We start from the raw sequence: 26,067 nt of genomic DNA, 5'->3' as shown, positions 1-26,067 counted from the left end.
AAGCCGGTCGGGGAACTTGCATACTTTCCGAATGTTCGGTGTGCCTCTTCAGGCGGCCGAATTGGACCATTTCCATGTGAAAGTTTTATAAAGAATTCCGGCGAAATGCTTTCTAAAACCTGTCATTTTCATTCGCTGGGCGTAAATGAAATGAAAATGTCGGAATGGAAAATAGTGAATTGAAAGGTGTGTGTGGGGTGAGACAGGGAGGAAGGCTTACAGCGCGGGGGAGTGGGAGAAGCGCGGTTTTTCGGCGCTGTGAGTTGATGCGGAAGGAGAATTGATCGAGCCATTCCGGCGCGATCGCGCCCAGGCGAGCGGTTCAAGCTTTAAATAAAATAACGATAAGCTTTCAATTACGATTTATTACGATCGCATTTCTTTCGGAATGGCAGCGCCGTTTCCGTGCAAAAAAATAGGGAACCTTTTGTTGAAAAAGCGAACGACGCGCTCGCGCCGCCCGCCATTTGCTCGCGCTTTTACGCCACGGGCAACGGTTCGCTCTCGATCATCTGATTGAACTGGTCGATAAACGCGTGCTCGTTCGGCCCCGCGTTGTCGCGGAACATGCGCGCGGCGCTCACCAGCACTTCGGTGCTCGCGCCTTCGAACGCGGCCATCGTCTCGGCAATGAACGGTTCGAGTGGCATCGCGCGCGGGTCGCCGCTCTTGCGGATCAGGTCGGTGTCCACCCACGGCGGCGCGATTTCGAGCACGCGCACGCTCGTGTTGCGCAGCATGAAGCGCTGCGAGAGCGAATACGAGTGAATCGCGGCCTTGGTCGCCGAGTAGAGCGCGGTTTGCGCGAGCGGCACGTAGGCGAGCACGGAACTGTTGTTGACGATCGTCGCGGCGGACTGGCGCTTGAGGTGCTCCACGAACGCGGCGCTCACGCGCACCGGGCCGAGCAGATTCGTTTCGACCAGATGCACGGCCAGCGCGTCGTCGAGCGCGCCGCTGGCGGCGTCGTCGAACGGCATGATGCCCGCGTTGTTGATGACGACATTGAGCGACGGATGGCGCGCGATCACGTCCTGCGCCACGCGGCGAATGTCGTCGGCGTTGGTGATGTCGAGTTCGACCGTGTCGATGCCGGGATTCGCCCGGGCGATCTCGTCGAGCAGCGCGCGGCGGCGGCCCGCGACGATCACCGTGTTGCCGCGCTGGTGGAACGCTTCGGCGAGCCCGCGTCCGATGCCCGACGTGCCGCCCGTGATGAAGATAGTGTTGCCGCTGGTTTTCATGATGCGTGTGTCCTCGAAGGGTTGTCGGAACGTCGCGACGACGTCCGGGTGAAGCCATTGTGGTCGCGGTTGACGATGTCTCAAATGACGTATAGGGTCATGTTTCATGCCATCGACCGATTTCGGACAACGGGCGCATTGGCGATCGAAGCAAAAGGAGAGCGGCGCATGCATCGCATCGGCTACTTGCTGAACGAAGGCTTTCAGGTGATGACGATCGCCACGCAAAGCGTTTTCGAACATACGAACCTCGGCGCGAGCGCGCCGTTCTATTCGATCGAGAACTATTCGATCGAAGGTGGCGAGGTGCGCTCCTCGCTCGGCATGAGCGTGAGCACGCAACCCGCGCCGCCGCCTGCGCAAAGCGGCATCGACACGTGGATCGTGCCGGGCGTGAACGATCCGCTCAGCTCGCCCGCGTCGCCGCAAACGCTCGCGTTCCTGCGCGAGGCCAGCGCGCACGCGCGGCGCATGGCGGGCATCTGCACCGGCGGTTTCGTGCTTGCCGAGGCGGGGCTGCTCGCAGGGCGGCGCGCCAGCACGCACTGGTTTTTCGCTCGCGAGATGCAGATGCGCTTTCCGGACGTGCGCGTGGAAGACGATCGCATCTATGTGGAAGACAGCGGCGTGTGGACCTCGGCGGGCATGACGGCGGGGCTCGATCTCGCGCTCGCCATGGTGGAGCGCGATCTGGGCGCGGATGCCGCGCGCTCGGTCGCGCACAAGCTCGTCATGCATCAACGGCGTTCGGGCGGCCAGTCGCAGCATTCGGAAATGCTCGATCTCGCGCCGAAGTCGGACCGCATCCAGAACGCGCTCGACTATGCGCGGCGCAACCTGGGCCGCGCGCTCACGGTGGAAGAACTGGCCGAGGCCGTGCATCTGAGCCCGCGCCAGTTCAGCCGCGTGTTCACGGCCGAAACCGGTCAGTCGCCCGCGCGCGCCGTGGAAGGGCTGCGGCTGGAAGCGGCGCGGCTCATGATCGAGCGCAGCACGCACCCGCTCGACGTGATCGCGCGCGAGACCGGCTTTCGCGACCGCCGCCACATGCGCGAGGCGTTCCAGCGCGGCTTTGGCGTGCCGCCGCAGGCCGTGCGGCGCGAGGCGCGCGGGGCGTTTTGAGCGCGCTCGGCGTCTGGCTTCGGCGCGGCGCCGGCGCGCCATGGAACAACGGTTTTCGTCGATGAGACGATCGGGCATAGCGTTGAGCCCGTGCGGCATTCGCACGCGGGCGTCACGCGCCTAAAGTCACTCCCAGCGACAGGCGGCATGCGCCGTCTCCGATTTCGAGGAGTGACATCATGAATGCACGTTTGGCAAGACAGTTGGCAAGACTCGCGCCGATGCCCGCCGGGTTCTTCGGCATTGCCGTGGGCATGCTCGCGCTGGCGGGTGCCTGGCGCGTGGCCGCAAAACTCTGGCAAGTGCCCGCGGGCGCGGCCACGCTCGCGACCGTCGCGGCGCTCGCCGTGTGGGTCGTGGTCATGGCCCTTTATGCGCTCAAGTGGGTCGCGCACCGTGACGCCGCGCGCGACGAATGGCGCCACGAAGTGCAGTCGTCGTTCGTGGCGCTCGGCCCGGTTTCGACGATGCTCGCGGCGCAGGCCCTCAACGCCTGGTCGCACGAACTCGGTCTCGCGCTGTTCGCGGCCGGCACGGTGGCGCAACTCGCCGTGGGCGTCGCGTTGCATGGCCGCCTCTGGCAGGGCGCGCGCAACGCGGAACTCGTGACGCCCGCCATCTATCTGCCGACGGTCGCCGCTGGCTTCGTTTCCGCCACCTCGGCCGCCGCGTTCGGCTTTCCGCAACTGGCCGCGCTGTTCTTCGGCGCGGGCGTGCTCTCGTGGCTCGCGATCGAGTCGAAGCTGCTCAACCGCGCGGCGCTCGGCGCACCGCTGGCCCCCGCGCTGCGCCCGACGCTGGGCGTGCAGCTCGCGCCGCCCGTGGTGGGCGGCGTGGCGTGGATGGCGATCACGGGCACGGGCTTTCCTCCCGTGGGCTCGGGCGCCGCGAGCCTGATCGGCTACGCGTTGCTCGGCTACGGTCTCTATCAGGCACTGCTGCTGGCGCGTCTGCTGCCGTGGATTCGTTCGCAAAGCTTCACGCCGTCGTACTGGGCCTTCAGCTTCGGCACGGCTGCTCTGCCGACGCTCGCCATGCTGATCGCGCAACGCGGCGGCGCACCGGCCTGGATGCACGAACTCGCCTTCGCGCTGTTCCTCGCCTCGAACGCCGTGTTCGCCGTGCTGATCGTCAAGACGCTCGCGCTGCTGGTGGAAGGCCGGTTGCTGCCGCTGAAGGCCGCCGCGCACTGAGCGAACGGCGCAGCGCGCTGCGCGCGGCGGGTTCGCCCGGCAACGGGCCGCCGCGTACCGCGCAAATCTGTATCAGATCAAATAAACCTCGCAAGCCCGGCACTGGCCTTGATCTCAATCACGGCCGCTATCGCGAAAACAATCAGAATAGGCGCTCAACACGTCGTAGGAGTGCCGGGCATGCTTGCCTCTCCTGCGAATTCCGCGCCGGGCCTCGAGCCCGGCGTCTTTTTTTCCGCCGTGACCGCTCCCGGCTCCGCCTTTCCCGCTATTTCGAAAGCTTTCCCGCGTGTTGCCGTCGATCTGCATTTTTTGCCGATTCGCGCGTGCCATTCGTCATGCTTTTTTCTTATTGACCGATTAATAACGCATTAATCGGGAAGTCATTCGTGCCGGGAACGCCAATTGAAACGTTAGATTTACCGGGGACGTATGCATTGAGCAAAATAAATAACGATTCTGCATTTTAAGCTTGCAGTAATCCGATATTTGGCTATGCTCGGAACGAATGCGAATGTTCCTAACAATTTATTCCAAAGAAATACCAGGGAGGCGTTAATGATGGAATCGCCTGATTCTCCAGCCTGAACCGTAACGAGCCGGATCCCGGCTCCCCGGTTTTTATCACTCGTCCTGCTCGCTGACGGCGCCTGAAACCGCGCCGGGAATGCGTGCGCGCTCGACGCGCGGCCGAAGCGGCCCGCGCGGCGAACCGCCACGCGGGCGGCGATTGCGCCCGCGCAGCGTCTGCAACGAGCGCCTGCAACGCCTGTCCCGCCGGGACGGGGCGGGTCGAGTGCTGCCATTTTAATACGCGGTTTTAAGCGCGTTTAAAAGTCGATTTAAAAGCGGTTGGATTTTCTCTTGAATTGGGGGATTGCCGTGGGCCATTCGATCGGGGTACGCGGGCAGTTTCGGGCAGCGGCGGTTCGCTGGGTTGGGACGATTATCGTAATTGGCGGTTCGGCGGGAATAACCGGCACGGCTTATGCAACCTGTACGCAAACCGGCGCGGTCGTCACGTGCGCGGGTGCGGCGCCGCTTCTTACCCCCAGTTTTTCGAGCACGACGAATAACGTCGTCGCCACGGTCAATTCCGATTCCAATCTGGGTGTCTTGCTGGGTCTCGCGGGCACCGCGCTCTCGCTCACCGGCAACAACGTCACGCTCAACAATAACGGCTTGATCGATCCTTCGCTGCTCGGCGCGGTGAGCCTGCTCTCGAGCGGCACCGTGATCGGCAACGGCAATGCCAGCACCGTCAACGTGACCAACAACGGCACGATGAACGGCACCACGGGCCTCGTCACGGTCAATCTGAACAACCTCACGGGCATGGCGCTCGCCGTGCAGAACGGCGTGGGCGGCACCACCAATATCGTCAATAACGGCACGATCGGCTCGGCGGCGCTGGTCGGCCTCACGGTCGCGCCCGGCGACCGCACCAGCGTCGCGGTGTATGGCGGCGGCCAGACCAATTTCACCAACAACGGCTCGATCACGGGCCGTGTCGGCTTGCAGGCGTCGGGCACGGCGGGCACCGGCAACACGTTCACGAACGCGGGCACCATCGTGGGCAGCGTGTCGATGGGCGCGAACAGCGCCAATACGTTCAACGCGCTCACGGGTTCCTCGGTCACGCCGGGCGCGGGCGCTTCGCTGAACGTGCTGGGCGTGGTCGGGCTCTCGGTCGCGTTCGCGCAGGCCGGGATCGTCGACGGCGGCGCGGGCGGCAACAACACGCTGCATCTGCAGCAGGCTTCGGGTGGTCAGGCCACGGGCACGATCACCATGAGCAACTACATCAACTTCAACCATCTCGCGATCGACAGCGGCAGCTGGACGCTGAGCGGCGCGTCCAGCGCGGCCGACGCCACGCTCGCCGCGGGCGCGACCGCCTTGATCGACAACGCGAACAGCCTCGGCGTGGGGCCGCTCACGGCCACGGGCGGCGCGTTGCAGAGCAGCGTCGCGGGCCTCGCGATCGGCAATGCGGTCACGCTCGGCGCGGGCAGCGGGCTCACCGCCTCGGGCACCAACGCGTTCACGCTCGCGGGCGTGGTCTCGGGCGCGGGCGCGCTCACCAAGACCGGCACCAACGCGCTTACGCTCTCGGGCGCGAATACCTACACCGGCGGCACCGTGCTCAATGGCGGCACGATCGTCGCGGGCAACAACGCGGCGCTCGGCACCGGCGCGCTCACGCTCAGCGGCGCGGGCACGCTCGACACGAGCACGCCCGGCGTGACGCTCGGCAACGCGGTGAATCTCGGCGCGAACACGCTCACGCTCGGCGGCAGCAACGCGGCCACGCTGGCCGGTGCGATCAGCGGCACGGGCGCGCTCGTGAAGAACGGCGCGGCGACGGTCACGCTCACGGGTGTCGACGGTTACACGGGCGGCACGACGATCAATGCGGGCACGCTCGCGCTCGGCGCGGGCGGCTCGCTTGCGCCCGCGGGCGCGGTGACGCTCGCCAACACGGGCGCGGGCCTCGATATCAGCGGCGCGAGCGCGAACCAGACCATCGGCGCGCTGAACGGCGTGGCGGGCAGCACGGTCGCGCTGGGCGCGCGCGGGCTCACGTTCGGCGATGCCAACGCCAACACCTACGCGGGCACGATCTCGGGCACGGGCGGCATCACCAAGGCGGGCACCGGCACGGAATCGCTCACGGGCGCCAACACGTTCAGCGGCGGCACCACGCTCACGGCGGGCACGCTGAGCGTGGGCAACAACGCGGCGCTCGGCACGGGCGCCGTCAACGTGACCGGTCCGGCGGCGCTCGACAGCAGCGCGGCCACGACGCTCGCCAACGCGTTCACGCTGGGCAGCGGCCTGAGCGTGCTGGGCTCGAACGCGCTCACGCTGAACGGCGTGCTTTCCGGAGCGGGCGGCCTGACGAAGTCGGGCGCTTCGACGCTCACGCTGGGCGCCGCCGACACCTACACGGGCGGCACCACCGTCAACGCCGGCAAGCTCGCGCTCACGGGCGCGGGCGCGCTGGCCGCGACCGGCGGCGTGAATCTCGCGGGCGCGGGCGCGAATCTCGACCTGAGCGCGGCCTCGGGTGCGCGCACGATCGCCGGACTCTCGGGCGTGAGCGGCACGAGCGTGCTGCTCGGCGCGAACGCATTGACGTTCGGCGATGCGGGCAACGAAACCTTCGCGGGCGCGATCAGCGGCACGGGCGGCACGGTCAAGCAGGGCACGGGCACGGCCACGCTCACGGGCGCGAACACCTACACGGGCGGCACGACCGTCAACGCGGGCACGCTCGCGCTAGGCGCGGGCGGCTCGCTGGCGGCCACGGGCGCCGTGAATCTCGCGGGCGCGGGTTCGGCGTTCGACCTCAGCAATGCGGGCGCGGCCAGGACCATCGGTGCGCTGAGCGGCGTGGCGGGCAGCACGGTCAATCTGGGCGCCAACGCGTTGACGTTCGGCGATACGACGAACCAGACCTTCGGCGGCGCGATCAATGGCACGGGCGGCGTGGTCAAGGCGGGCACGGGCACGGAAACGCTCACGGGCGCGAACACCTACACGGGCGGCACGACCGTCAACGCGGGTACGCTCGCGCTCGGCACGGGCGGCTCGCTCGCGGCCACGGGCGCCGTGAATCTCGCCAACACGGGCACGGCGCTTGACATCAGCAATGCGGGCGCGGGCAAGACCATCGGCGCGCTGGCGGGCGTGGCGGGCAGCACGGTCAATCTGGGCGCCAACGCGTTGACGTTCGGCGATGCGACGAACCAGACCTTCGCGGGCGTGGTGGGCGGCACGGGCGGCCTCGTCAAGCAAGGCGCGGGCACGCAGACGCTCACGGGCGCGAACACCTACACGGGCGGCACCACCGTCAACGCGGGCAAGCTCGCACTCACGGGCGCGGGCGCGCTGGCCGCGACCGGCGGCGTGAATCTCGCGGGCACCGGCGCGAGCCTCGACCTGAGCGCGGCCTCGGGCGCGCGCACCATCGCCGGACTTTCGGGCGTGAGCGGCACGAGCGTGCTGCTCGGTGCGAATCCGCTGACTTTCGGCGATGCGGGCAACGAAACGTTCGCGGGTGCGATTAGCGGCACGGCGGGCATCGTCAAGGCGGGCACGGGCACGGCCACGCTCACGGGCGCGAACACCTACACGGGCGGCACGACCGTCAACGCGGGCACGCTCGCGCTGGGCGCGGGCGGTTCGCTCGCCTCGACCGGCAACGTCACGCTCGCGAACGCGGGCTCGGCGCTCGATCTCAGCGGTGCCAGCGGCCCGCAGACCATCGGCGCGTTGAGCGGCGTGGCGGGCAGCGCGCTCAATCTCGGCGCCAACGGCCTCACTTTCGGCACGGCGACGAACCAGACCTTCGCGGGCGCGATCGGCGGCACGGGCGGTATCGTCAAGCAAGGCACGGGCACGCAAACGCTCACCGGCGCGAACACGTTCACGGGCGGCACGACCGTCAACGCGGGCACGCTCGCACTGGGCGCGGGCGGCTCGCTCGCGGCGGCGGGCGGCGTCACGCTCGCGGGCGTGGGCGCGGGCTTCGACATCAGCGGCGCGGGCGCGAACCAGACGATCGGCACGTTGAACGGCGTGGCGGGCAGCACGATCGCACTCGGCGGCAACGCGCTCACGTTCGGCAACGCGGCGAACGGCGTGTTCGCGGGCACGATCGGCGGCACGGGCGGCATCGTCAAGATGGGCACGGGCGCGGAAACGCTCACGGGCGCGAACACCTACAGCGGCGGCACCACGCTCGCGGGCGGCACCTTGAGCGTGGGCAACAACGCGGCGCTCGGCACGGGCGCGGTCAACGTGACGGGCCCGGCGGCGCTCGACAGCAGCACGGCCACGACGCTCGCCAACGCGTTCACGCTGGGCAGCGGCCTGAGCGTGCTCGGCACCAACCCGCTCACCCTGAACGGCGTGCTCTCGGGCACGGGCGGTCTCACCAAGTCGGGCGCCTCGACGCTCACGCTCGGCGCCGCCGACACCTACACGGGCGGCACGCTCGTCAACGGCGGCACGGTCGCGCTCGCGGGCAACGGCGCGCTGGCGGCCACGGGCGGCGTGAATCTCGCGGGCACGGGCGCCACGCTCGACCTGAGCGGCGCGAACGGCGCCCGCACCATCGCCGGACTGAACGGCGTGGCGGGCAGCGCGGTGAATCTCGGCGCGAACGGGCTGACTTTCGGCGATGCGAACGCCAACACGTTCGGCGGCGCGATCGGCGGCACGGGCGGCATCGTCAAGGCGGGGACGGGCACGGAAACGCTCACGGGCGCGAACACGTTCACGGGCGGCACGACCGTCAACGCGGGCACGCTCGCGCTGGGCGCGGGCGGCTCGCTCGCCTCCACGGGCGCGCTGACGCTCGCCAACACGGGCACGACGTTCGACATCAGCGGCGCGGGCGCGAACCAGACTGTCGGCGCGTTGAACGGCGCGGCGGGCAGCGCGATCAATCTCGGCGCGACCACGCTGGGCTTCGGCGACGCGGCGAACGGCACCTTCGCGGGCACGCTCGCCGGCACGGGCGGTATCGTCAAGAACGGCACGGGCGTGGAGACGCTCAACGGCGTGAACACCTATAGCGGCGGCACGCAGCTCAACGCGGGCGGCCTCGTGCTCGGCAACGATTCGGCGCTCGGCACCGGCACGCTCACGTTGAACGGACCCGCGACGCTCGACACGGCCGCGGCCGCGACGCTCGCCAACAACGTCGTGCTCGGCAATACGCTCACGCTGCCCGGCAGCAACAACGTGACGCTGAACGGCGTGGTCTCGGGCACGGGCGCGCTCGTGAAGAACGGCGCGACCACGCTCACGCTCGACGGCGCCAACACCTACAGCGGCGGCACGACGCTCAACGGCGGCGGTCTCGTCGTGGGCAACAGCGCGGCGCTCGGCACGGGCGCGCTCAACGTCGCGGGCGCGGCGACGCTCGACAACAGCGCGCCCGTCACGCTCGGCAACGCGGTCGCGCTCAACAACGGCCTGACGGTTGCGGGCAACAACGACCTCACGCTCGGCGGCGCGATCACGGGCACGGGCGCGCTCACCAAGAACGGCGCGGCCACGCTCACGCTCGACGGCACCAACAGCTATTCGGGCGGCACCACGCTGAACGGCGGCGGTCTCGTGGCGGGCAGCGACGCGGCGCTCGGCACGGGCGCGGTCACGGTCGCGGGCGCGGCCACGCTCGACAGCGACAAGGCCGTCACGCTCGGCAACAACTTCACGCTCAACAGCGGCTTGACGGTGGCGGGCAGCAACGACGTCGTGCTCAACGGCGTGCTCGCGGGCACCGGCTCGCTGACCAAGGACGGCGCGGCCACGCTCACGCTCAACGGCGCGAACACCTACACGGGCGGCACGAACATCAACGCGGGCACGCTGGCGCTCGGCGCGAACGCGAGCCTCGCGGCCACGGGTATCGTCGATGTGAACCAGGGGGCCGTGTTCGACCTTTCCGCGGGTAACGGGCAGCAGCAGTTCGGCACGCTCGTGGGCGGCGGCACGGTGCTGCTCGGCGGCAACAACCTCACGCTCGGCAGCGCGGCGGATGGCACGTTCTCGGGCGCGATCGGCGGCACGGGCAGTCTCACGAAAATCGGCACGGGCACGGAAACGCTCACGGGCGCGAACACCTATACGGGCGGCACGACCATCAACGCGGGCACCCTGGCGCTTGGCGCGGGCGGCTCGCTCTCGCCCACGGGCGCCGTCAATCTGCCGAACGCGGGCACGGCGTTCGATATCAGCGGCGCAAGCGGCGCGCAGACCATTGGCGGCTTGAGCGGCGTGGCGGGCAGCACCGTGGCGCTGGGCGGCAACGGCCTGACGTTCGGCGACGCGGGCAACGAAACCTTCGGCGGCACGCTCACGGGCACGGCGGGTATCGTCAAGGCCGGTACGGGTACGGAAACGCTCACGGGCGCGAACACCTACACGGGTGGCACGACCATCGACGCGGGCACGCTCGCGCTCGGCGCAGGCGGTTCGCTCGCGGCGGCGGGCGGCGTGAATCTCGCCAACGCGGGCACGACGTTCGACCTCGGCGCGGCCAGCGGTCCGCAGACCATCGCGGGCCTGAGCGGCGTGGCAGGGACCACGGTCGCGCTGGGCGGCAACGGCCTGACGTTCGGCGATGCAGGCAACGAAACCTTCGGCGGCGCGATCACGGGCACGGGCGGCGTGGTCAAGGCGGGCAGCGGTACGGCCACGCTCACGGGCGCGAACACCTACACGGGCGGTACGACCGTCAGCGCGGGCACGCTCGCGATTGGCGCGGGCGGTTCGCTCGCGGCCACCGGCGGTGTGAATCTCGCGAACGCGGGCGCGGCGCTCGATCTCAGCGGCGCGAGCAATCCGCAAACCATTGCCGGGTTGAGCGGCGTGGCGGGCAGCACGGTGGCGTTGGGCGGCAACACGCTCGCGTTCGGCGATGCGGCCAACGAAACCTTCGGCGGTTCGATCGACGGCACGGGCGGTCTCGTCAAACAAGGCACGGGCACGGCCACGCTCACGGGCGCGAACACCTACACGGGCGGCACGACCGTCGATGCGGGCACGCTCGCGCTTGGCGCGGGCGGTTCACTGGCGGCGGACGGCGGCGTGAATCTCGCCAATGCGGGCGCGGCGCTCGACCTGAGCGGTGCCAGCGGTCCGCAAACCCTCGCGGGCCTGAGCGGCGTGGCGGGCACGACGGTCGCGCTGGGCGGCAACGGTCTCACGTTCGGCGACGCGGGCGACGAAACCTTCGGCGGCGCGCTCACGGGCACGGGCGGCATCGTCAAGGCGGGCAGCGGCATCGCCACGCTCACGGGCGCGAACACCTACACGGGCGGTACGACCGTCAGCGCGGGCACGCTCGCGATTGGCGCGGGCGGTTCGCTCGCGGCCACCGGCGGTGTGAATCTCGCGAACGCGGGCGCGGCGCTCGATCTCAGCGGCGCGAGCAATCCGCAAACCATTGCCGGGTTGAGCGGCGTGGCGGGCAGCACGGTGGCGTTGGGCGGCAACACGCTCGCGTTCGGCGATGCGGCCAACGAAACCTTCGGCGGTTCGATCGACGGCACGGGCGGTCTCGTCAAACAAGGCACGGGCACGGCCACGCTCACGGGCGCGAACACCTACACGGGCGGCACGACCGTCGATGCGGGCACGCTCGCGCTTGGCGCGGGCGGTTCGCTGGCGGCGGACGGCGGCGTGAATCTCGCGAACGCGGGCGCGATGCTCGACCTCGGCGCGGCCAGCGGTCCGCAGACCATCGCGGGACTGAGCGGCGTGGCCGGTACCACGGTCGCGCTGGGCGGCAACGGCCTGACGTTCGGCGATGCGGGCAACGAAACCTTCGGCGGCGCGCTCACGGGCACGGGCGGCATCGTCAAGGCGGGCAGCGGCATCGCCACGCTCACGGGCGTGAACACCTACACGGGCGGCACGACTGTCGATGCGGGCACGCTCGCGATTGGCGCGGGCGGTTCGCTCGCGGCCAGCGGCGGCGTGAATCTCGCGAACGCGGGCGCGGCGCTCGACGTCAGCGGCGCGACCAACGCGCAGACCATCGCGGGCCTGAGCGGCGTGGCGGGCAGCACGGTGGCGCTGGGCGCCAACACGCTCACGTTCGGCGACGCGGCCAACGAAACCTTCGGCGGCTCGATCGACGGCACGGGCGGTATCGTCAAACAAGGCAGCGGCACGGCCACGCTCACGGGCGCGAACACGCTCACCGGCGCGACCACGGTGAACGCGGGCACGCTCGCGCTTGCCGCCGACGGCTCGCTTTCCTCCAGCGACGTCACGCTCGCCAATGCGGGCGCGGCGCTCGACGTGAGCGGGGCGACCGCGGGCACGGTGCCCACCATTGGCGCGCTGAACGGCGTGGGCGGCACGACCGTCGATCTCGGCGACACGACGCTCGCGCTCGGCAGCGCCAGCAACGGCAGCTTCGGCGGGACGATCGGCGGCACGGGCGGTCTCGTCAAGCAAGGCACGGGCACGGAAACGCTCACGGGCGCGAACACGTTCACGGGCGGCACGACCATCAACGCGGGCACGCTCGCGATCGGCGCGGGCGGCTCGCTCGCGCCCACCGGCGGCGTGAACGTGGCGGGCGCGGGCGCGGGCCTCGACATCAGCGGCGCGACCACGCCGCAGACGATCGGCGCGTTGAACGGCGCGGGCGGCAGCACGGTGAATCTCGGCGGCAACACGCTCGCGTTCGGCGACGCCAGCGACGGCGCGTACGCGGGCACCATCGGCGGCACGGGCGGCATCGTCAAGAACGGCACGGGCACGGAAACGCTCTCGGGCGCGAGCACGTATAGCGGCGGCACGACGCTCAACGCGGGCGGCATCGTCGTCGGCAACAATGCGGCGCTCGGCACCGGCGCGGTCACGGTGAACGGTCCGGCGACGCTCGACAGTTCGACCGCCACCACGCTCGGCAACAACTTCACGCTCAACAACGGCCTCACGGTCGCGGGCACCAACGACCTCACGCTCGACGGCGTGCTTTCCGGCACGGGTTCGCTCACCAAGGAAGGCGCGGCCACGCTCACGCTCAACGGCGCGAATACGTACACGGGCGGCACGACCATCGACGCGGGCACGCTCGCGCTGGGCGCCAACGCGAGCCTCGCCTCCACGGGGATCGTCGATGTGAACCAGGGCGCGACGTTCGATCTTTCGGCGGGTAACGGGCAGCAGCAGTTCGGCACGCTCGTGGGCAGCGGCAACGTGATCCTCGGCAGCAACGACCTCACGCTCGGCAGCGCCACCGACGGCACCTACTCGGGCGCGATCGGCGGCAGCGGCAGCCTCACCAAGGTCGGCACGGGTACGGAGACGCTCACGGGCGCGAACACCTACACGGGCGGCACGACCATCGACACGGGCACGCTCGCGCTTGGCCCCGGTGGCTCGCTTTCGCCCACGGGCAGCGTCGATCTCGCCAACGCGGGCACGACGTTCGACATCGGCCCGTCGAGCGGCGCGCAGACGATTGGCGCGCTGTCCGGCGTGGGCGGCAGCACCGTGAATCTCGGCGGCAACGCGCTGACGTTCGGCGACGGCGGCAACGAAACCTTCGGCGGCACGCTGCAAGGCACGGGCGGCATCGTGAAAGCGGGCGGCGGCACGGAAACGCTCACGGGCGCGAACACCTTCACGGGCGGCACGACCATCGACGGCGGCACGCTCGCCATTGGCGCGGGCGGTTCGCTCGCACCCACCGGCGGCGTGAACGTGGCGGGCGCCGGCACGAGCTTCGACATCAGCGGCGCGACCACGCCGCAGACGATCGGCGCATTGAATGGCGTGGGCGGCGCGACCGTGAATCTCGGCGGCAACACGCTCGCGCTCGGCGACGCCAGCGACGCGACCTACGCGGGCACGATCGGCGGCACGGGCGGCATCGTCAAGCAAGGCACGGGTTCGGAAACGCTCACGGGCGCGAACACCTATAGCGGCGGCACGACGCTCGCGTCCGGCACGCTCGACGTGGGCAACGACGCGGCGCTCGGCACGGGCGCGCTCACGGTCACGGGCGGCACGCTCGACAGCACGACCGCGACCACGCTCGCGAACAACGTGGGCTTGACCAGCGGCCTCACCGTGGGCGGCACCAACGACCTCACGCTCAACGGCGCGGTCACGGGCGCGGGCGGTCTGACGAAGAACGGCGCGGCCACACTCACGCTCGGCGGCACCGACACCTTCACGGGACCGACGCAGGTGAACGGCGGCACGCTGGCGCTCGCGGGCAACGGCACGCTCTCGGGCACGAGCGACGTGGACCTCGCGAACGCGGGCACGGCGCTCGACGTGAGCGGCGCCGCGTCGAGCACGGCGGGCGCACCGGCCATCGGCGCATTGAACGGCGTGGGCGGCAGCACGGTGAACCTGGGCGGCACCACGCTCACCCTCGGCAACACCGCCAATCCGGCCGATAACGGCACGTTCGGCGGCACGATCCAGGGCAGCGGCGGCATCACCAAGGCAGGCGGCGGCAGCGAAACGCTCACGGGCGCGAACACCTACACGGGCGCGACCACGGTCGATGCGGGCACGCTCGCGCTCGCGGGCAACGGCACGCTCTCCGATTCGACCAACGTGAATCTCGCCAACGCGGGCACGACGCTCGACACGAGCGGCGCCGCCACGGGCGCCACGCCCACGGTGGGCTCGCTCTCGGGCGTGGCGGGCAGCAACGTGAACCTGGGCGGCAGCACGCTCACGCTCGGCGGCGGTTCGGACGGCAGCTACGCGGGCACGATCGCGGGCACGGGCGGCATCGTCAAGGCGGGCGCGGGCACGCAAACGCTCTCCGGCGCCAACACCTACAGCGGCGGCACGACGCTCTCGGGCGGCACGCTGGTCGCGGGCAGCAACACGGCGCTCGGCACCGGCACGCTCACGGTGAGCGCACCGGCCACGCTCGACGCCGCCACGGCCGTGAACCTCGCCAACAACGTCGAACTCGACTCCACGGCCACCCTTGGCGGCAGCGCCGACACCACGCTCTCGGGCGTGGTCGCGGGCACGGGCGCGATCGTCAAGAACGGCGCCGCCGATCTCACGCTCACCGGCAACAACGGCTACACGGGCGGCACGACGCTCAACGCGGGCACGCTCACGGTGGGCTCGAACACGGCGCTCGGCACGGGTGCGCTCACGCTCAACGGCGGCTCGCTCGCGCTGGGCACGGCGGGTGGGGCGCCGCTCGACGTGAGCGTCGGTTCGCTCGACGGCGCGGCCGGATCGACGGTCAATCTCGGCAGCTCGAACCTGAACGTGAACGGCGGCGGCACCTACGGCGGCACGCTCGCGGGCACCGGTTCGCTGACCAAGACGGGCGCCGATACCACGCTCGACCTCACCGGCACCAACACCTACAGCGGTCCCACCACGGTCTCGGGCGGCACGCTCAACGTGGATGGCTCGGTGGCCAGCTCCATTGCCTCGGTGAACGCGGGCGGCACGCTCGGCGGCAGCGGCACGGTCGGCGGACTGATCGTGCATAGCGGCGGCACGGCGGCGGCGCTCACGCCGGGTTCGAGCCTGAACGTGGCGGGCAACGTGACGTTCGATCCGGGCTCGACGTTCTCGGTGGGCGTGAATCCGACCCAGACGGGTTCGATCGCGGCGACGGGCACGACCACGCTGGGCGGCGGCACGGTGGCGGTGACGGCGGCGCAGGGCATCTACACGCCTTCGACGCAATATCCGATTCTCACCTCGACGGGCGGCGTGACCGGCACCTACACGGCGGCCACGGCCAACCTGCCGTTCCTCACGCCTTCGCTGACCTACGACCCGACGCACGTGTATCTGTCGTTCTCGGCGAACACGGCGGCGCTGACCTCGGTGGCGACCACGCCGAACGAGTCGAGCGTGGCGACGGTGGTGGGCAGCATGCCGACCACCACGCTCACCAGCGCGGTGCTGTCTTCGACCGATGCGAACACGGCGCGCGCGGCCTTCAACATGATCGACGGCCAGATCGTGGCCGACGCGAAGAGCGTGTTCCTGCTCGATACGCGTTACCTGCGCGACGCCGTGACCGATCGTCTGCGCCAGGGTCTCGGACCCACGAGCGGACCGCTCGCGGCGCTTTCCTCGGGTCCCGCGCTGTGCGATCGCCACACGACGAACGGCCAGGCCGGCGGCTCGCAGGAAGCGTGCGTCGATCAGCGTCCGTATCAGCCCGTGGTGTGGGCGCAGGCCTACGGCGCGGACAGCCGCCTCGCGGGGCAGAACGACACGGCGGGGCTCGACCGCACCACGGCGGGCGTGATCGGCGGCGCGGACATGGCGCTGAACGACCGCTGGCGCGTGGGCGCGGCGGGCGGCTTCGCGCATAGCTCGCTGGAGAACGGTCTGAACTCGTCGGCTTCCGTGGATACCTATCACCTCGCGCTGTACGGCGGCGCGCAGTGGGGTCCGGTGGGCGTGCGGCTGGGCGCGTCGTACACGTGGAACGACGTGACGGAAAACCGCTACCCGGCGTTCCAGGGCTTCAGCGACCACAGCAGCGCCGACTACGACGCCCGCGCCGCGCAGGTGTTCGGCGAAGTGGGCTACGCGATCCCGGTCAACCGCTTCGCGGTCGAACCGTTCGCCGGGCTCGCCTACGTGAACCTGCACACCGACGGCTTCACGGAAAGCGGCGGCGCGAGCGCGTTGCGCAGCCAGGGCGACAGCGACAATGTGGGCTTCTCGACCTTGGGCTTGCGCGTCGCGACGCGTCTGGGCGAACTGCCGCTCGCGAGCATGAGCGCGCACGCGATGGTCGGCTGGCGTCATGCGTTCGGCAACACCGAACCGGCTTCGACGCTCGCCTTCGTGGACGGCGGCTCGACGTTCTCCGTGACGGGCGTGCCGATCGCGCGCGACACCGCAGTGCTCGAACTGGGCGTGGACGCGAATCTCGCGAAGAACCTCACGTTCGGCGTGGCGTACAGCGGTCAGTACGGCGGCGGCTCGCACGACAACGCGATCGGCGGGCGGCTCGCGTGGCGCTTCTGAACGTGTCCGTCGATGGCGCGAGCGGCGAGCGGCGAGTGGCGCGCGGCCAGCGGCGCGCCGCTCGCGTTTATCGCTCGGGAATCGTGAGCGGCCCGCAGTTCGTATCGGCGACGAATGTGGCAAGCAGTCTGGCCGGGCGCGCGGGATCGGGATTCTCCGCGAACACGTGCAGCGTGCCGGGCGGCTCGAACCACGTCTGACCGCGCGTGTAGTTCGCGGGCGGCGCGCCCGCTAGTTGCGAGCGGATCGTGCCTTCGAGCACGACCGCCGTGACCGAACCCGGATGCCGGTGCGCGGGCGTGAAGCCCAGCGGAGGAAACGCGACGAGTGCCGTCGTCACCGACTTGCCGGGCACGTTCGGCAAGGCCTCGCACGACAGCACGGTGACCGTCGTGGCGGGGCGCGACGCGGCTGGCGAATGGGAGGCCGCTTGCGCCTTGCCGCCGCTCGCGAACAACCCGCCACCGCAGATCGCGTCGAGCCAGGCGATGGCATCGGGGCGTGCTGCCGGCCCGAGCGCCAACGTGAGCGCGATTAGTCCGGCGAACGTCAAACGCGGGTCGATCCGCTCGAAGCTCGCGGGGGTTTTCATCGGCGGACTTCGTCTCGCGCCAGGCGCAAAGCCGGCGACCAGCCGAGTTCGCGTTTGGCCTTGGCGTTATCTGCATCGGCGTGATCGTCGGCGATGTTGAAAGCGCCGCTCGCGCCACGTTCCAGCGCATAAAACGCCGCGAACGCCGCGGCTTCCACGTGTACGGGACTCGCGCCGACCGGCGCATCGAAACCCGTGCGCGGCCCCCAGATCTGCCCGTAGCGCAACACCGTGCCCGCGAGCGCGGGCGTGTGCAGCGTCTGCCGTTCGAGCGACGCCACGCCGCGCACGCTGATGCCGCGCGCGCCCTCGGCTTCCACGTCCAGCGGTTGCGTTTCGTCATACGGCTTCGCGGGCGTGTCGCGATACGCCCACGCGATGCTCTGCGCAATCAGCCGCGCGCTGCCCGCCGCGACGGCGGCCGCGACGAGATGGCGCGTGCCTTCGTCGCGCAGGCGCGCGTTCGCGGCCGTGGCCTGCGCCATCTTCGCGGCGTCGAGCGCGAAGGGCAGGTCGGTGAGCTGATGGATGACCGCGCGCGGCGCGACGCGCACGAGGGCTGCGCGCAGCGCATCGGCATCGAAAACATCCACGATCACGGGCGTGACGCCCGCCGCCTCGAGCGCCCGCGCGCGTTCGGGCTTGCGCGTGCTGCCGAATACCGCGTAGCCCGCGTCGATCAGCAAGGGCACGAGCGCCGTGCCGATCGCGCCAGCCGCGCCGGCCAGCCAGATGGCGTCTTTCATGATGGCTTCTCCGTTTGGGTGAATCGACGCTTCCTGTCGATTCGCGTCGAGGAGAAGCTTAGGGTTGTAAATGGTCCGAAAAAAGATCCATTATGGCGATTCTGACTAAGCCATTTTGGAACCGACAATGCGCCGGGCCGGACACATCGAACTCGCCCTCGGGCCGCGCCAGCCAGGCGTGCCGCTGCAACGCTGGCTTTACGAATCGCTGCGTGCCGCGATCCTCGGCGGCAGCCTCGCGCCGGGCGCGCGCTTGCCGTCCACGCGCGACCTGGCCGCGCGCGCGAACGTTTCGCGCGGCACCGTGCTGGGCGTATTCGCGCAGCTCGAAGCGGAAGGCTATCTGACGGGCGCGGTCGGGCGCGGCAGCTTCGTCACGCGCGAGTTGCCGGAGCGGCTGACCGACGGCGCGCCACTGCGCGGCGTGACGCCCGTGCCGGAACCGCGCATGGCGCCGTCCATCGCGCCGTCCATCGCGCCGTCCATCGCGCTGTCCACGCGCGGCCGCCTGCTCGCGCGCAGCCCGTTCGCGCTCGACGGACGCGGCGCGCCCGCGCGCGCGTTTCGCGCGAGTCAGCCCGACCTCGACGCGTTTCCGTTCGAACTCTGGACGCGCATTGCCGCAAGACGCGCGCGCCGCACGCGCCGCGACCTGCTCGGCGACGGCGAAGCGCTCGGCTATCGGCCGTTGCGCGAGGCGATTGCCGCGTACGTGGGCGTTTCGCGCGGCATCGCCTGCACGGCCGCGCACGTCGCGATACTCGGCAGCGTGCAGCAGGCTATCGACCTTGCCGCGCGGCTCACGCTCGATCCCGGCGACAGCGCGTGGGTCGAGGACCCCGGCTATGCGGGCGCGCGCCGGGTGCTCGAAGCGGCGGGCGCGCGCGTGCGCGGCGTGCCGGTGGACGCGCACGGTTTCGACGTCGACTGGGCGCGCGAGCATGCGCCCGGCGCGCGCTTCGCCTACGTGACGGCGGGGCGCCAGGCGCCGCTCGGGCCCGCGCTCTCGCTCGAGCGGCGGCTCGCGCTGCTCGACTGGGCGCGCGGCGCGGGCGCGGTGATCGTCGAGGACGATTACGACAGCGAATACCGTTTCGCCGACCCCCCGCTCGCGGCGCTCAAAAGTCTCGACACGGCGGGCCACGTGATCTATTGCGGCACCTTCAGCAAGCTGCTGTTCCCGGCGCTGCGCATTGCCTACGCGATCGTCCCCGACGCGCTCGTCGACCCGTTCGCCGCGGCCTGGTCGCTGACGGCGCGGCACGTGCCGCTCGATCCGCAGTCGGTGCTGCACGCCTTCATCGCCGAGGGGCATTTCGGGCGGCACGTGCGGCGCATGCGCGTGCTCTACGGCGAGCGCGCAGCGGCGCTCGAGGCGGCGGCGCAGCGGCATCTGGCGGGCCTGTTGCACGTGCCGCGCCTCAGCGCGGGCCTCGACGCGCCCGCGTTCTTCGCGCCCGGCACCGACGACGTGGAGATGGCGCGGCGCGCGGCGCGCGCGGGGCTGGAGACGCGCCCGCTGTCGTTCTACGCGGTCGAGCGCGCCGCGCCGCCGGGCCTCGTGCTCGGCTTTGCTTCGATCGACCGTGCCGCGATCGAAGCGGGCGTGGCGGCGCTGGCGCGCGCGCTGGAGGACCCGACGGCGGGCTGATTGCGGCGCGTTCATCGGCGGGGCGATCGGCGCTTCGATCGGCATGATGCGGTTCAGCGAGTCGTATTGAGGCGCCGGTTCGCGCGCGCGAGGGGTTGCCGCGCCGGACGAGCCAGCGCGCCGCGCCGCGTGTGAGCGGCTGCTCGAGCCGGACCGGGCTCGCGAAACCGGCCAATACGGCGCCGGGCATCACCAACATGAATACGACCGCGACCGCGACCGCGACCACGGCCACGGCCACGGCTACGGCTACGGCTACGGCTACGGCTACGGCGACGGCGACGGCGACGGCTACGGCTGCGGCTACGACCGCGGCCACGGCCACGGCGTCGCCGGGCAAACGATGCGCGAATTCCCTCGATAACCCAAAAACCGGCGCGCGCGACCCTGGCGTTTGCCGTGGCCAGAAGCATCGTCATCAACCCGTGGCGCGATCCCGCCAGCGTCCCGGCCTGACCCGCCCGCGGCTCCCCGGGTGGTTTCAAAGAGACAGAGCAGTTGCCGAAACCCGATAAATTAAGTTATAAATAGTAATCATTCCCATTCAAGAATACCGTGCGTTCGGGCCAGACGGGGCCGTTTCATGCCGACTCTAGAATTTCCGGTGCAGCAGGATCTGCACACGCTGTACGGCGACCACCACGGCTGGCTCAAGAGCTGGCTGCAACGGCGCCTCGGCAATGCGGCCGACGCGGGCGACCTCGCCCATGACGTGTTCCTGCGCCTGATCGTCAAGCCGGCTTCGCGCGGTTTCGCCACGCCGGCGGAGGCGCGCGCCTATCTGCGCGTGATGGCGAAGGGGCTATGCACCGACCACTGGCGCCGCCGCGAGATCGAGCAAGCCTGGCTCGATACGCTGGCCGCGCAGCCGGAACCCATCGAGCCTTCGCCGGAGTTTCGCGCGATGGTCATCGAGACGATTCTCGAAATCGGCACCTTGCTCGCGAGACTGTCCGACAAGGCGCAGCGTGCGTTCGTGCTCGCGCAGATCTACGGCTTTTCCACGCCGGAGATTGCCGCTGAACTCGCGGTGTCGGCGCGCATGGTGCAGAAGTATCTCGCCAGCGCGATGCTTCAGCTTGCGCTCGTCGACGCCGGTTTGACGCAGCCCTGACCGGGCACGCGCCCCATCATGCTAGTCACCGAAGAAGAAGTGCGCGCCGACTACGCGAGCCTGGAGCAGGCGGCGCAGTGGTACGCCTCGCTGCACACGGCTGGCGTGGGCGGCACCAGCGACGCGCAGCGCGCGGCATGGCTCGCGTGGCTCGACGCGCGTCCCGAACATCGCCAGGCGTGGCGGCATATCGAGGCGGTGAGCCGCCGCTTCGAGCCGATGCGCGCCGAAGACCAGCGCGACGCCGCCGCGGCCGCGGTGCAGGTGGCTTCGCGCGGCGGCATGGGGCGCCGCCGCGCGCTGGCCGCCGTCGCCACGCTGGCCGGAAGCGGTGCGCTCGGCTGGCTGGGCTGGCGCTACACGCCGCTGGCGGACACCGTCGCTGCGTGGCGCGCCGACTACCGGACCGGCACGGGCGAGCAGCGCGATATCGTACTGGCCGACGGCACGCACGTCTGGCTCAACACGCAAAGCGCGCTCGACGTGCATTACGACGGCAGCGAGCGCCGCGTCGCGCTGCAGCTCGGCGAGATGTTCGTCGATACGGCGAAGGACGCGCTCGGCCGGCCGTTCTACGCCGCCACCCGCAATGGCAGCATGCAGGCGCTCGGCACGCGTTTCACCGTGCGGCTGGAGCCGGAATCGACGCTGCTCGCCGTCTACGAGGGCCGTGTGCGGATTCGCACCGCCAACGGTACGGAAGCCATCGTCGCGAGCGGCGAGCAGCGCCGCTTCACCATCGACACGATCTCCGCCCGGGAACTGGCCGATCCCGCACACGAAGCGTGGATCCGCGGCGTCGTGCTCGCCGAAGACATTCCGCTCGCGCAACTCGTGGCGGAACTGGGCCGCTACCGGCACGGTCATCTGGGCGTGGCGCCCGAGATCGCTTCGCTCAAGGTGGTCGGCCGTTTCCCCGCTATCGAGAGCGACCACGCGCTCGCCATGCTCGAGCGCGATCTGCCAGTGCGCGTGCAGCGCACCTTGCCCTGGTGGACCACGCTCGAACCGCGCTGAACCCGGGCCGCGAAAAATATTTTCAAAACCGGTTCGCATTTTCCGCGCTCGTTCGATTCCGTATGTGAAAGAGGACCATTCGGGATCGAACGCCGCTTGCGCGGCCCGCATTCCGCACTCCGTAACGTGCATGACATCGGGCGCTCGACCGCCCATGCCTGAGCGGCCGGGATGAGCGAATGGACCTCTAACGTGTCCAATCGAACTCAAAGGAATGCTGTCCTATGCGCTGCCCGCTGTCGCGCTCCGCCAACCGTGCTGAAAATCGTGCCGAGCGTCTTGCTGAGATTCGTGCTGAGAATCGTGCTGAAATTCGCCTCGCTTCGCCGAAGCCCATGAACCCCGCGATCACGCGCATTGCCCGCCGCCCCATTGCGGTCGCGGTGCAGTGTCTGTTGATGAGCGCCGTGTCGATCGTTGCCGTTGCGGGAACGCCGGCCTTTGCGCAAGCCGCCGCGGCCCAGACTTCGGGCGGCGCGCTCACGCGTTTCGACGTGCCGGCGGGGCCGCTTTCGGCCGCCCTGAACCGGCTGGCGGATCAGGCCAACGTGCTGTTGAGCGTGCCTGGCGCGACCACGGCGGGGAAATCGACTGCGGGCGTGCACGGCAGTTACACGGTGAACGGCGCGTTTGCCGCGCTGCTCGGCGGCACGGGCCTGCAGGCCGTGCGCCAGGAAGACGGCAGTTATTCGCTGGTGCCGATAACGACGGCTAGCGGCGAGAGCGTCTTGCCGACGTTGACGGTGGTCGGGAGTGCGGGCACGGCGCAGGCACAGGCGGAAGCGTTGAATCCGCCGAGCACGGTGGGATCGAAAATTCCGCTGGCGCAGCGGGAAATTCCGCAGTCGGTGAGTGTGATTACGCAGCAGCAGATTCAGGCGCAGAACGCGTCGAGCCTTGCGGATGTGATGCGGTACGCGCCTGGCGTTGAAGTGCTGCCGGTGAGTTCGAACACTAACTCTTATATCGCGCGCGGCTTCCCGATCACGACATTTCAACTGGACGGCGTACCCACGGCGTTGAATTCGAGCAGTGTTGGCGCACCTGACGAGGACATCTCGATGTACGACCGTGTCGAGGTGCTGCGCGGACCGGCCGGGTTGTTCAATGGTTTCGGCGGCGACGGTGGCACGATCAACATGGTGCGCAAGCGCGCGCCTTCGACTTTCCAGGCGTCGGCGGCGGTCAGCGTCGGGAATTACGCCGATCATCGCGAGGAACTGGACATTGGCGGGCCGTTGAACCAGGCCGGCACTTTGCGCGGGCGTCTGGTCGCGGCGCAACACGACCGGCATATGATGCAGGACGGCACCTGGCAACGGGACCAGCAGGTGTATGGCACCCTGGAAGCCGATCTGACTTCGACGACCACGGCGCGCATCGGCGCGAGTTATACCAAGCAGTTCGGCCACGTGATGTACGGGCTGCCCATTTCCACGGAGTACACGCCTATCTCGGTGCCGCGAAGTCTTTTTCTCGGCGCGGACTGGAATTACGTGCAACTGGAAAAGTCGAGTGAGTTTGTCGAAGTCGAACAGAAACTCCCCGCCGACTGGAAAGCCAAGTTCGCCTATAACCACGTCCAATACAATCAGTTCGTCGCGTACGGGATCCCAAACTCGTATGTCGATCCCGTCACGATGATCGGGAACCCGTACAGCCTGAGCTACGCCGACAAAAATTCGCAGAATGCGCTGGATGTCAACGTGAGTGGCCCATTCAAGCTACTCGGCCGCGAGCATAAGTTGACGATCGGTGCGAGCTATTTGCATCAGCGGGACGAATCGTATGAATATCTGATCAATCCCGATAGCGGTCTGGATGTCTTCGGCGACTTCACGGCGAGCATTCTGGATAATTCGATTTATTCGAACGCGTTTGCCGGCGGTCCGCAAAGCAACTATACGACCACGTCGAATCAGTACTCGCTTTACGGGAACGCGCGCATCAGCATTCTGGACCCGCTGACGCTGGTGCTGGGTGGCCAGGCAACATGGTGGAACTCCACGGTGACGCCGGAGGCAGACCCGTACTACAACTATTTCGGCACCACCTACGCGCACGTTTCATCGAAGCCGAAATTTACGCCATTTGTCGGTCTTGTCTACGACATCAACGACACTTACACCGCGTATGCGAGTTACACGTCGATCTACAAGCCCCAAGTCTCTTACAACACGTTCAACGGTCAGATACTCAAGCCCGTTACCGGCAGCCAGTACGAAGTTGGCATCAAGGGCGAGTATTTTGGCGGCAAGCTTAATACCGCGATTGCGCTGTTCCAGATCGACGAGCGCAATCGCGCTTTCGGCGATCCCGACCACCCGAACTTCTATCTCGCTTCGGGCAAGGCGCGCAGTCAGGGCGTCGAGCTTTCGGCGAGCGGTGAGCTGCTGCCGGGCTTGACCTTGCAAACCGGCTATACCTACGTCAATGTCCATTCGCTAGACGACAGTCTGACGTCGGGTGGTAACTTCTCGTGGCAGCCAAAGCATCAGTTCAAGGCATGGGCCAATTACCAGTTGCCGGGGCAGTGGCACAAATGGAATATCGGCGGCGGTGCGCTGGTTCAGAGCAGCATGTATTCGCTCGATAGCGGACACCATGACGTTGCGGGCGGCTACGCCATTTTCAATGCGCAAGTGGGCTATCAGATCTCGAAGAATCTTTCCGCCACGCTGAGCGGGACGAATATCTTCAACCGCAAATACTGGTCGGCGGTGGCGGCGGGCAACGGAGACTACTACGGCAATCCGGCGCAGGTGCTGTTCACCTTGCGCGCGAAAATCTGAGTCCGTTGCCGTCGAGGTTCCAACGCCGATTCCGGCGATGTGCCGTGCTCGCGCGGGCCATGTTCATGCTGGGGTGAACGTGGCCGCGCGCCCGCGCGGTCATCGAAACATCGGCGGGCTACTACGACGATGACCGAGTCATTTCGAAGCGACATAACGCTGCGGCGACTCACCCGTGATTTGCCGGAACATGGCGATAAACGCGCTGGCCGTGCTGTAGCCGAATTCCTTCGCAATGCGTTGAACGGACTCCCCCAGTGCGAGCCGCGTGATCGACTCGGCCACTCGCATCTGTTGCCGCCACACGCCGAACGAGAGGCCCGTTTCCGACTTGAAGCGTCGTTCGAGCGTGCGGCCGCTCGCGCCAAACTGCTCGCCCCAGAATTCCAGCGTCAAGGTACTGCCCGGGTCGTTCATCATGTGCTCGCAGATTTTTGCGAGGCGTTCGTCGCGCGGTAGCGGCACGCCAGCCTCGGGGAGCGCGGGCATGCCGGCAAGCACGTCGAGGAGGAGTGGCGCCGTGAGCGCGGCGCGGCTATCCGGTGCGTACTTCTCGCCGCCTTCGCCCAGCATCAGCGCGAGTTCCCGTACGAGCGGCGTGGCGGCGATCACTGCCGGTTCGCGCCATGGCCAAGGGAACGCATTGGATTCCACCCACACGCTGCAGAATTCCGAGTCGCCGACGGCATGCAGTTCATGGTCGACATGGGACGGCAGCCATGCCGCGCGCGAGGGTGGCAACGTCCACGTGCGCGACGGAGTCAGCACGCGAACGACGCCGCGCGCAGCAAAGGTGAGTTGCCCATGCGGGTGCTGATGCCAGCTTTCGCGCTCGCCGTGGCCATATTGGATCAACATGCCGACCGCGGGACGAGCCAGTGTGTTGCGAGGCTGCGGGTGACGGCGTAACGAGAGAGTGTTCATGCAGAAGTTCGAAGCAAGCGGAGTGATCGCCCAACAAAGCGCAGAGCCGGCGATGTCGAGAATCCGACAACATTTGTCGCAAATTCGTTATCGGCTGTCGCCCTTTAAAGCATGCGAGCCATTAAGCTTCTTGCCTGTCGAGGAAACG

Annotated in this window: 11 protein-coding genes; 7 read left to right on the top strand and 4 right to left on the bottom strand. The window is 68.8% G+C overall.

Features of this window, described 5'->3' with window-relative positions:
* Window positions 1-479: 479 nt before the first annotated feature.
* Window positions 480-1,244, bottom strand: a complete 765-nt coding sequence (locus FAZ98_RS33995) for an SDR family oxidoreductase (RefSeq protein WP_158958397.1) — start codon at window positions 1,242-1,244, stop codon at window positions 480-482.
* Window positions 1,245-1,412: 168 nt separating this feature from the next.
* Between FAZ98_RS33995 and FAZ98_RS33990 the strand changes: the two genes are divergently transcribed.
* The 3 genes from FAZ98_RS33990 to FAZ98_RS36130 all read left to right on the top strand — a co-directional run bounded on the left by FAZ98_RS33990 (window position 1,413) and on the right by FAZ98_RS36130 (window position 17,083).
* Entirely contained in the window at window positions 1,413-2,366 is a 954-nt protein-coding gene (locus FAZ98_RS33990; protein WP_158958395.1) for a GlxA family transcriptional regulator, read from the top strand.
* 179 nt (window positions 2,367-2,545) lie between these two features.
* Window positions 2,546-3,559 carry a dicarboxylate transporter/tellurite-resistance protein TehA gene (gene tehA, locus FAZ98_RS33985; protein ID WP_199272472.1) on the top strand — a complete coding sequence of 338 codons (1,014 nt, stop codon included), beginning with the start codon at window positions 2,546-2,548 and terminating at the stop codon, window positions 3,557-3,559.
* Between the two features lie 1,116 nt (window positions 3,560-4,675).
* Window positions 4,676-17,083 carry an autotransporter-associated beta strand repeat-containing protein gene (locus tag FAZ98_RS36130; RefSeq protein WP_325073082.1) on the top strand — a complete coding sequence of 4,136 codons (12,408 nt, stop codon included), beginning with the start codon at window positions 4,676-4,678 and terminating at the stop codon, window positions 17,081-17,083.
* A gap of 67 nt (window positions 17,084-17,150) precedes the next feature.
* Here FAZ98_RS36130 and FAZ98_RS33975 read toward each other — a convergent pair whose 3' ends face one another.
* Entirely contained in the window at window positions 17,151-17,675 is a 525-nt protein-coding gene (locus tag FAZ98_RS33975; RefSeq protein ID WP_158958393.1) for a cupin domain-containing protein, read from the bottom strand.
* The gene (locus tag FAZ98_RS33970; RefSeq protein ID WP_158958391.1) at window positions 17,672-18,421 is read right to left on the bottom strand and encodes an NAD(P)H-binding protein; all 750 of its coding nucleotides are present in this window, start codon (window positions 18,419-18,421) and stop codon (window positions 17,672-17,674) included. Before FAZ98_RS33970 ends, FAZ98_RS33975 begins: the two co-directional genes overlap by 4 nt.
* Before the next feature lie 127 nt (window positions 18,422-18,548).
* Between FAZ98_RS33970 and pdxR the strand changes: the two genes are divergently transcribed.
* The 4 genes from pdxR to FAZ98_RS33950 all read left to right on the top strand — a co-directional run bounded on the left by pdxR (window position 18,549) and on the right by FAZ98_RS33950 (window position 24,995).
* Entirely contained in the window at window positions 18,549-20,072 is a 1,524-nt protein-coding gene (gene pdxR / locus FAZ98_RS33965) for a MocR-like pyridoxine biosynthesis transcription factor PdxR (protein WP_158958389.1), read from the top strand.
* A gap of 583 nt (window positions 20,073-20,655) precedes the next feature.
* Complete coding sequence (locus tag FAZ98_RS33960; RefSeq protein WP_158958387.1) at window positions 20,656-21,186, top strand: sigma-70 family RNA polymerase sigma factor; 531 nt, start codon at window positions 20,656-20,658, stop codon at window positions 21,184-21,186.
* 18 nt (window positions 21,187-21,204) lie between these two features.
* On the top strand, window positions 21,205-22,203 hold the full coding sequence (locus FAZ98_RS33955) for a FecR domain-containing protein (protein ID WP_158958385.1): 999 nt from the start codon (window positions 21,205-21,207) through the stop codon (window positions 22,201-22,203).
* A gap of 224 nt (window positions 22,204-22,427) precedes the next feature.
* Window positions 22,428-24,995, top strand: coding sequence for a TonB-dependent siderophore receptor (locus tag FAZ98_RS33950; protein WP_158958383.1), 2,568 nt, complete (start codon window positions 22,428-22,430; stop codon window positions 24,993-24,995).
* Window positions 24,996-25,133: 138 nt separating this feature from the next.
* Here the strand turns inward: FAZ98_RS33950 and FAZ98_RS33945 are convergent, their stop codons facing one another.
* A complete protein-coding gene (locus FAZ98_RS33945; protein WP_233272992.1) occupies window positions 25,134-25,853 on the bottom strand; it encodes an AraC family transcriptional regulator in 720 nt (239 codons plus the stop codon).
* Window positions 25,854-26,067 lie beyond the last annotated feature (214 nt).

Origin of the sequence: Paraburkholderia acidisoli, assembly GCF_009789675.1 — a bacterium.
Taxonomy (GTDB): Bacteria; Pseudomonadota; Gammaproteobacteria; order Burkholderiales; family Burkholderiaceae; genus Paraburkholderia; species Paraburkholderia acidisoli.
This window is presented reverse-complemented; position numbering and strand designations above follow the sequence as displayed.

Excerpts from the sequence above, each read along its gene's own strand:
- pdxR (WP_158958389.1), top strand. The coding sequence starts at position 18,549 with ATGCGCCGGGCCGGACACATCGAACTCGCCCTCGGGCCGCGCCAGCCA.
- FAZ98_RS33990 (WP_158958395.1), top strand. The coding sequence starts at position 1,413 with ATGCATCGCATCGGCTACTTGCTGAACGAAGGCTTTCAGGTGATGACG.
- FAZ98_RS33950 (WP_158958383.1), top strand. The coding sequence starts at position 22,428 with ATGCGCTGCCCGCTGTCGCGCTCCGCCAACCGTGCTGAAAATCGTGCC.
- tehA (WP_199272472.1), top strand. The coding sequence starts at position 2,546 with ATGAATGCACGTTTGGCAAGACAGTTGGCAAGACTCGCGCCGATGCCC.
- FAZ98_RS33975 (WP_158958393.1), bottom strand. The coding sequence starts at position 17,675 with ATGAAAACCCCCGCGAGCTTCGAGCGGATCGACCCGCGTTTGACGTTC.
- FAZ98_RS33945 (WP_233272992.1), bottom strand. The coding sequence starts at position 25,853 with ATGTTGATCCAATATGGCCACGGCGAGCGCGAAAGCTGGCATCAGCAC.
- FAZ98_RS33955 (WP_158958385.1), top strand. The coding sequence starts at position 21,205 with ATGCTAGTCACCGAAGAAGAAGTGCGCGCCGACTACGCGAGCCTGGAG.
- FAZ98_RS33970 (WP_158958391.1), bottom strand. The coding sequence starts at position 18,421 with ATGAAAGACGCCATCTGGCTGGCCGGCGCGGCTGGCGCGATCGGCACG.
- FAZ98_RS33995 (WP_158958397.1), bottom strand. The coding sequence starts at position 1,244 with ATGAAAACCAGCGGCAACACTATCTTCATCACGGGCGGCACGTCGGGC.
- FAZ98_RS33960 (WP_158958387.1), top strand. The coding sequence starts at position 20,656 with ATGCCGACTCTAGAATTTCCGGTGCAGCAGGATCTGCACACGCTGTAC.